The organism is Streptomyces ossamyceticus (assembly GCF_001418475.1).
Taxonomy (GTDB): domain Bacteria; phylum Actinomycetota; class Actinomycetes; order Streptomycetales; family Streptomycetaceae; genus Streptomyces; species Streptomyces ossamyceticus.
Window position 1 is genome coordinate 1 of record NZ_LIQX01000285.1, and the last position, 6,742, is coordinate 6,742.

A 6,742-nucleotide genomic window follows, 5' to 3' on the forward strand; every position below is an offset into this window, starting at 1 on the left:
CCCGGCCCTCGTCGATCACGCCCGCAAGGTCGCCGACGACCACCGCGTCCGCACCGGCAGCGCCATCGACACCGCCACCCTGCGCGCCCGCCTCGGCATCCCCGAAGACCTCGCCGGCGCCATCGTCGCCCAACTCGCCTGACAGACAAGGAGGTTCACCCATGCCCCGCCGCCCGAACACCTTCTACGACGTGATCCGCATCGGTCCCGTCAAGGTCGGCTCCTTCTACAACGGACGCGGCCAGACCAAGCACACCGCCGCGTGCACCGCCCCGAAGTGCGGCTTCTCCACCGAACACGGCGACCGGTCGGCGGCCGAACTCGCCGCCCGTACCCACCGCTGCACGGCCTGAGAGGAGGTGCCCCGATGCGACTGCCGGACGAACAGCGCCGCGCCGGACACATCCCCGCCGACCTGTACCGGCAGATCCCGCCAGGCACCGACGTGCGCAGAGTCGTGATCGTGCAGGAAGCCCCACGCAACTACACCGGCCCGATCCTGCTCACCCTCGCCATCACCACCGGCTCCGTCGTCGTGCTGCTGATGATCGCGTACGTCGTCCCGATCGTCGCCGCCTCGGCGGTCTCGGTCCTCTCGGCCACCTGCGGCATCACCTACACGATCAACCGCACCGCCAAGCACAAACGCCCTTCGCGCTCGCTCGGCAAGTAATGCCCTCCGGGGCGGCCTCAACCGCCAAGTATCCGCCGCCCCGGACGGCTCCACCCATCCAGATCCAACGGACCCGAAAGGGAAGCCCCATCATGCCCCAGCACGCCTCGAACACGCCCGTCTGCTGTGCCTGCGACGGCTTCGCCACCGCCGCCATCACCACCGGCGCCCGCCACCGCAACGGCTCCCGCGCCACCCTCACTGTCGCCTGCCCGGCCTGCAAGGGCACCGGCCACACCGCCCGCGCGCACGCCTCCGTCAAGGCCGGGAGGTGACCGGGATGTTCCGCAAACTGCCTGCCGACCTCACTCCCACCGAGGACAGCCCCGGCCTGCGCGTCAAGGCCAGCACCAAGTACCTCAGCTCCCAGGGCGACTACGTGTGCGGCGGCTGCGGCGCCGAGGACCACGCCAACGGCGACAACGACGTCCAGGCCCTCGTCCAGGACTACACCGACAACCACGGCCCCGCCCACCGCAAGGGGGGCAAGTGATGACCGCCTCGCTGCGGGTCCTGGACCTGTACTCCTGCTCGGGCGGTGCCGGCTGGGGCTACCACCTCGCCGGGTTCGCGGTCGACGGCTGCGACATCGCCGACCGCCCCCGCTACCCCTTCGCCTACCACCGGGGCGACGCGCTCGAATACCTCGCCCACCTGATCGACACCGGCGAGATCGAGCGGTACAGCCTCGTGCACGCCTCCCCGCCCTGCCAGGCCGGCTGCGCCCTGACCGTGGGCACCAACACCTCTCAGGGCTGGGGCGGCGCCCACAGCGACCTCGTCGCGCCCACACGGGACCTGCTCGACCGCACCGGCCTGCCCTACGTGATCGAGCAACCCAACGGCCGGGCCCAGATCCGTAAAGACCTGTCCCTGTGCGGGGTGATGTTCGGCCTCGGCGTCCTGCGTCACCGCAACTTCGAACTCGGCCGCTGGTCCACGGCCCGGCCCAAGCACGTCAAGCACGACGGCTACGTCCGGGGCCACCGTCACGGCGTCCACCGCGACGGCCCCTACGTGGCCGCCTACGGCAACGGCGGCGGCAAGGCCACCGTCCCGGAGATGCAGCACGCCATGGGCATCACGTGGACCGACGTGCGCGAGGAACTCACCGAAGCGATCCCGCCCGCCTACACGAAGTGGATCGGCACTGCCTTCCTGAACGCCCGCCAGGAGGTGTTGGTGTGACCGACACCGCCACCCCGGCGGGTCTCGACCCGGCCACCCTCGCCGACGTGCTGAGGGTGGCCGGCTCGGCCGACTTCGACCGCTGGCAGGAACAGATCCGCCGCACCGGCGGCTGCTCCGACCCCATCCGACTGATGGGCGGCACGAAGACGATCGACCCCGCCACAAAGACCGTCCTGCACTACTACAACACCGACGAGGAACCGGGCGGCATGCTCCGCATCGCCTGCGGCAACCGCCGCGCCTCACGCTGCCCGGCCTGCGCCTGGACCTACGCCGGCGACACCTACCACCTCATCCGCGCCGGACTCACCGGCGACCCCGCCAAGGGCACCCCACACACCATCCGGGATCACCCCCGCGTCTTCGCCACGCTCACCGCGCCCTCGTTCGGTCCGGTCCACAACCGTCCCGGCAACCGGCCCTGCCGCTGCGGTACGCGCCACGGCGAGGACGCGCCAGAACTCGGCACCCCGCTCGACCCGGCCTCGTACGACTACGCGGGCGCGGTGCTGTGGAACAACCACGCCTCCGACCTGTGGCGCTACTTCACGATCTACCTCCGCCGAGAGATCGCCCGCCGCGCCGGGCTTACACAGAAGGACGCCCGCGAACAGTCCCGCGTCTCCTTCGGCAAGGTCGCCGAATACCAGAAGCGCGGCGCCGTGCACTTCCACGCCGTGATCCGCTTCGACGGCCCCGACGGGCCCGACAGCCCGCCGCCGGCGTGGGCCACCCTCGAACTCCTCACCGACGCCATCCGCGCTGCCGCTGCCCGCGTCGCTGTCGACGTACCGCCGGCAGGCGACCAACCCGCCCGCACCCTGCGCTGGGGCACCCAACTCGACGTGCAGCCGATCGGCGCCTTCGGCGACGGCGAAGACATCACCGAGCAGGCCGTTGCCTCCTACGTCGCCAAGTACGCCACCAAGGCAGCCGAGACCACCGGCACCGTCGACCGCCGCATCGGCAACAAAGAAGCCCTCGCCCTGCTCGACGTGCCCGACCACCCCGCCCGACTCATCGCCGCCTGCCTCGACCTCCACGCCCTCTACCCGGACCGCAAGCTCCGCGACTGGGCCCACATGCTCGGCTTCCGCGGCCACTTCTCCACCAAGTCCCGCCGCTACTCCACCACCCTCGGCGCCCTCCGCCAGACCCGAGCCGACTACCGCGCAGCACAACAACGCGCCGCCCTCGGCCTGCCCGACCCCGACGAGAACCCGGAGGCAACCACGCTCACGCTCGCCCACTGGACCTACGCCGGCCACGGCCACACCCCCGGCGAATCCTGGCTCGCCGCCAACATCCGCCGGGACATCCAACAGAACCGCGAAATCGCACGTGAAGAGCTGCTCGACGAGACAGGGGAGGGATGAACATGGCTGATCGTCTGCTGAACGTCGCTGAGGTCGCCGTACGGCTCGGGACCTGGGAGGAGAGCGGGGAACGCTTCCCGCGTCGCCTGATCGAGGAACGCCGGATCGCCTTCGTCAAGGTCGGCCGGTATGTCCGTATCCCCGAGAGCGTGGTTGACGCCTACATCGCGGCCAACACGGTGCAGCCTCGTCGGCGCGGTTCCCACCTTCGGGGGGTGGCTGCCTGATGGCCGGCAAGCGTCGACAGTTCGGCCGTGTCCGCAAGCTCCCGTCCGGTCGCTACCAGGCTCGCTACGTCGGTCCTGACGGCCTTCTGCGGCCGGCCCCGGAGACCTTCCGGACCAAGAAGGACGCGGATGCCTGGTTGGCCGACAAGCAGACCGAGATGCGGCGCGGCGACTGGCACGACCCGGATGCCGGGAAGATCCCGTTCGGTGAGTACGCCGCTGCCTGGATCATGGAACGGGAGCTGACCACCACCACGCGTCAGCTCTACGGCTCGCTCCTGCGGCATCACCTCGAACCCGCCTTCGGGGCGGTCAACGTTGCTGAGATCTCGCCACCGCTCGTGCGTCGCTGGCGTGCCGAGAAGCTCGCCGGCGGTACTGGTCCGACCACGGTTGCCAAGGCGTACGCCCTGCTTCGCGCGATCATGGGTACGGCCGTCGCTGACCTGCTGATCCGCCGCAATCCGTGCACGATCAAGGGCGCCAGCACGGTGAACACCCCGGAGCGCCCGACGGCGACCGTGCAGGAGGTCTACGACCTCGCCGAAGCGATCCAGCCCCGCTATCGCGTGCTCGTGCTCATGGCCGGCTTCCTCGGCCTGCGGTGGGGTGAACTGATTGGACTGCACCGCCGAGACGTCGACCTCGACCACGGCGCCGTACGAGTCCGCCGCGCGGTCGCCGAACTGAACAACGGGCAGCGGGAGATCAAGGCGCCCAAGAGCGCGGCCGGCAAGCGCACCGTGGCTATCCCGGCTGCGATCATCCCCGACCTCCGCGTGCACCTGGAGCTGTACGCCGAACATGGTGCGGACGGTCGGGTGTTCGTCGGCGCCAAGGGAGCGACTCCCCGCCGTAACCACTTCAACCGGCTGTGGCGCAAGGCGTGTTCGGATGCTGGGATCAAGGGGCTGCACTTCCATGATCTGCGCCACACCGGCAACACCCTGGCCGCGTCGACCGGGGCGAGCACGCGTGAGCTGATGGCCCGGATGGGTCACAGCACCGCCCGTGCCGCGCTGATCTATCAGCACGCCAGTGCCGACCGTGACCGGCTGATCGCCGATGCCGTGAGCGGGCTCGTCGACAAGGCGCGCAAGAGGTCCCGCAAGGCCAAGAAAAAGCAAGATCGAAGGCCCAAGGGGCACGAGGGGGACACGGCGGGCTGATCGGGGCTCCTGGAAACGATCAGGGCCAGGCGGAGGAATGATCCTCTGACCTGGCCCTGAGCCGTATGGAGCGGGCGACGGGAATCGAACCCGCGTAGCTAGTTTGGAAGACTAGGGCTCTACCATTGAGCTACGCCCGCACAGGTCGCGCCGCAGGTCGGGAGACCGCGGCACTGAAGGCATCGTAGCGGGTCGGGCGCCCTCGCCGCACACCCCTTCCGGCCGCCCCGCGCGCCCGCCCGCGCACGCGCCCGCGCACTCGGCAAATACGGCGGCTCCCCTGGCCCGGGACATGTACCCTACGTGTCGCACCAGACGGGGTGTGGCGCAGCTTGGTAGCGCGTCCGCTTTGGGAGCGGAAGGCCGTGGGTTCAAATCCCGCCACCCCGACCACCAGCCGGAACCCGCCGGGCCGACCGGCCGGGGCCTGCCAGGGCACGACCCGCGGGGCACCCGGTGTCTCAAGATCACCTTTTGGGGCGTGTACCGCCTGCGGTTACTATGCAAGCTGCGCGCCCGTGTGTCTGCACTCTCACGTCTCTCAAGGGCCGCGAATCCGCTGAGGCTCTGCCGGATCCGGCAGGGGACCCAGTAGAACCCCCAAGAAGTCAGCCACAAGGAGACCGAACCGTGAAGAGCGCCGTGGAGACCCTGAACCCGACTCGGGTTCGGCTCACTGTCGAGGTGCCCTTCGAGGAGCTCAAGGACAGCCTCGACGCGGCGTACAAGAAGATCAACCAGCAGGTCACGGTGAAGGGCTTCCGCAAGGGCAAGATCCCGGCCCGGGTCATCGACCAGCGGTTCGGTCGCGGCGCCGTGCTGGAGGAGGCTGTCAACGACGCGCTTCCGAAGCTCTACACCGAGGCGGTCAACGAGGCCGAACTCAACGTCCTCGGCCAGCCCGAGGTCGACATCACGGAGCTGAAGGACGGCGAGACGCTGAACTTCACCGCCGAGGTCGACATCCGCCCGACCATCGAGATCCCGGACTTCTCCGGCATCGAGGTCGAGGTCGACGCCGTCGAGGTCACCGACGAGGACATCGACAAGGCGGTCGAGCAGCTCCGCGAGCGCTTCGCCTCGACCTCCCCGGTCGAGCGGGCCGCCGAGGACGGCGACGTCGTCACGATCGACCTGCAGGCCAAGGTCGACGACGAGGTCCTGGAGGACGGCGTCGCCGAGGGCGTCTCCTACACGATCGGCTCGGGCGAGCTGCTCGACGGCATCGACGACGCCGTGAAGGGCCTGGAGGCCGGGGCCGAGGCCACGTTCACCTCCGAGCTGAAGGGCGGCTCGGCGGCGGGCAAGGAGGCCGAGGTCACCGTCAAGGTCACCCAGGTCGCCGCCCGTGAGCTGCCGGAGCTGGACGACGAGTTCGCTCAGCTCGCCTCCGAGTTCGACACCCTCGAGGAGCTGCGCGCGGACAGCCGCAAGCGCCTGGAGAACATGAAGCAGTACGACCAGGCCACGCAGGCCCAGGAGCGTGTCCTGGAGAAGCTGCTGGAGCTCGTCGAGGTGCCCGTCCCCGAGAAGCTGCTCGAGGACGAGATCAACACCCGCAAGCACAACCTGGAGCACCACCAGCTCGGCCAGATGGGCCTCGACCTCGAGAAGTACCTCGAGATCCAGGGCAAGACGGTCGAGGAGTTCGACGCCGAGACCAAGGAAGCGGCCGTCAAGGGCATCAAGACCCAGTTCGTCCTCGACGAGCTGGTCGCCAAGGAGAAGCTGAACGTCAACCAGGAGGAGCTCACCGAGCACCTCATGCGGCGTGCGGCATCCTCCGGCATGTCCCCCGACCAGTTCGCCCAGGCCGTCGTCCAGAACAACCAGGTCCAGCTCCTGGTCGGCGAGGTCGCCCGCGGCAAGGCCCTGGCCCTGGTCGTCGAGGCGTCCACGGTCAAGGACACCAACGGCGAGCTCGTCGACCTCGACGACGAGGACGAGGACGAGACCGCGGAGGGCTCCGCCGAGACCGCGGAGGAGGCCCCGGCCGCCGCCGAGGCCGAGGAGAAGGCCCCCGAGGCCTGATCGCTCCGCTCACAGCTCCATGACGGGCCCCCGGATCACTTGTGACCCGGGGGCCCGTCGGTCTACCCAGGGGCG

Annotated in this window: 9 protein-coding genes, 2 tRNA genes and 1 pseudogene; 11 read left to right on the forward strand and 1 reads right to left on the reverse strand. The window is 69.6% G+C overall.

Going from position 1 to position 6,742, the window contains the following annotated elements:
• From AOK15_RS47070 to AOK15_RS21735, 9 genes and pseudogenes are all read left to right on the forward strand, one after another.
• A pseudogene (locus AOK15_RS47070) lies at positions 1-142 on the forward strand (DUF2637 domain-containing protein); the annotation flags it as partial.
• Positions 143-161: 19 nt separating this feature from the next.
• Positions 162-353: a mobile element transfer protein gene (locus AOK15_RS21700; protein WP_055519426.1), complete on the forward strand. Its 192-nt coding sequence runs from the start codon at positions 162-164 to the stop codon at positions 351-353.
• Positions 354-367: 14 nt separating this feature from the next.
• Positions 368-673, forward strand: a complete 306-nt coding sequence (locus AOK15_RS21705; RefSeq protein WP_055519429.1) for a hypothetical protein — start codon at positions 368-370, stop codon at positions 671-673.
• A 92-nt stretch (positions 674-765) separates the two neighbouring features.
• Entirely contained in the window at positions 766-948 is a 183-nt protein-coding gene (locus tag AOK15_RS21710; protein ID WP_055519431.1) for a hypothetical protein, read from the forward strand.
• Between the two features lie 5 nt (positions 949-953).
• Positions 954-1,166 (forward strand): hypothetical protein, encoded by a 213-nt coding sequence (locus tag AOK15_RS21715; protein ID WP_055519433.1) that lies wholly within the window; start codon positions 954-956, stop codon positions 1,164-1,166.
• Positions 1,166-1,861: a DNA cytosine methyltransferase gene (locus AOK15_RS21720; protein WP_055519449.1), complete on the forward strand. Its 696-nt coding sequence runs from the start codon at positions 1,166-1,168 to the stop codon at positions 1,859-1,861. The genes AOK15_RS21715 and AOK15_RS21720 overlap by 1 nt, the downstream gene beginning before the upstream one ends.
• Positions 1,858-3,240 (forward strand): replication initiator protein RepSA, encoded by a 1,383-nt coding sequence (gene repSA / locus AOK15_RS21725; protein ID WP_055519435.1) that lies wholly within the window; start codon positions 1,858-1,860, stop codon positions 3,238-3,240. The genes AOK15_RS21720 and repSA overlap by 4 nt, the downstream gene beginning before the upstream one ends.
• A gap of 2 nt (positions 3,241-3,242) precedes the next feature.
• Positions 3,243-3,467, forward strand: coding sequence for an excisionase family DNA-binding protein (locus AOK15_RS21730; RefSeq protein ID WP_055519437.1), 225 nt, complete (start codon positions 3,243-3,245; stop codon positions 3,465-3,467).
• Entirely contained in the window at positions 3,467-4,636 is a 1,170-nt protein-coding gene (locus tag AOK15_RS21735; protein WP_055519439.1) for a tyrosine-type recombinase/integrase, read from the forward strand. Before AOK15_RS21730 ends, AOK15_RS21735 begins: the two co-directional genes overlap by 1 nt.
• Before the next feature lie 66 nt (positions 4,637-4,702).
• On the opposite strand, the gene AOK15_RS21740 is transcribed toward AOK15_RS21735, so the two are convergent.
• Positions 4,703-4,776 (reverse strand) — tRNA-Gly (locus AOK15_RS21740).
• 176 nt (positions 4,777-4,952) lie between these two features.
• Here AOK15_RS21740 and AOK15_RS21745 point away from each other — a divergent pair.
• Both AOK15_RS21745 and tig read left to right on the forward strand, forming a co-directional pair.
• Positions 4,953-5,029 (forward strand) — tRNA-Pro (locus AOK15_RS21745).
• A 237-nt stretch (positions 5,030-5,266) separates the two neighbouring features.
• On the forward strand, positions 5,267-6,667 hold the full coding sequence (tig, locus tag AOK15_RS21750; protein WP_055519441.1) for a trigger factor: 1,401 nt from the start codon (positions 5,267-5,269) through the stop codon (positions 6,665-6,667).
• Positions 6,668-6,742 lie beyond the last annotated feature (75 nt).

Bases quoted from the DNA above. Each gene is read 5' to 3' on its own strand.
- AOK15_RS21705 (WP_055519429.1), top strand. From the start codon at position 368: ATGCGACTGCCGGACGAACAGCGCCGCGCCGGACACATCCCCGCCGAC.
- AOK15_RS21720 (WP_055519449.1), top strand. From the start codon at position 1,166: ATGACCGCCTCGCTGCGGGTCCTGGACCTGTACTCCTGCTCGGGCGGT.
- AOK15_RS21700 (WP_055519426.1), top strand. From the start codon at position 162: ATGCCCCGCCGCCCGAACACCTTCTACGACGTGATCCGCATCGGTCCC.
- AOK15_RS21715 (WP_055519433.1), top strand. From the start codon at position 954: ATGTTCCGCAAACTGCCTGCCGACCTCACTCCCACCGAGGACAGCCCC.
- AOK15_RS21735 (WP_055519439.1), top strand. From the start codon at position 3,467: ATGGCCGGCAAGCGTCGACAGTTCGGCCGTGTCCGCAAGCTCCCGTCC.
- AOK15_RS21710 (WP_055519431.1), top strand. From the start codon at position 766: ATGCCCCAGCACGCCTCGAACACGCCCGTCTGCTGTGCCTGCGACGGC.
- AOK15_RS21730 (WP_055519437.1), top strand. From the start codon at position 3,243: ATGGCTGATCGTCTGCTGAACGTCGCTGAGGTCGCCGTACGGCTCGGG.